Consider the following 209-nt stretch of genomic DNA (forward strand, 5'->3'; position numbering starts at 1 on the left):
AGGGTGAGACCTGATGCCGAGCCGATTGTGGTGAAGTGGATGATCCTATGCTGTCGAGAAAAGCCTCTAGCGAGTTTCATGGCGGCCCGTACCCTAAACCGACTCAGGTGGTCAGGTAGAGAATACCGAGGCGTTCGGGTGAACTATGGTTAAGGAACTCGGCAAAATGCCCCCGTAACTTCGGGAGAAGGGGGGCCACGGCTGGTGAT

1 rRNA gene is annotated in these 209 nt (G+C 56.0%); it reads left to right on the top strand.

The window, feature by feature from the left end:
- Positions 1 to 209 (top strand): 23S ribosomal RNA (locus ADK86_RS19520); the annotation flags it as partial.

Origin of the sequence: Streptomyces sp. NRRL F-5755 (assembly GCF_001279365.1) — a bacterium.
In the GTDB taxonomy this organism is placed as follows: Bacteria; Actinomycetota; Actinomycetes; order Streptomycetales; family Streptomycetaceae; genus Streptomyces; species Streptomyces rimosus.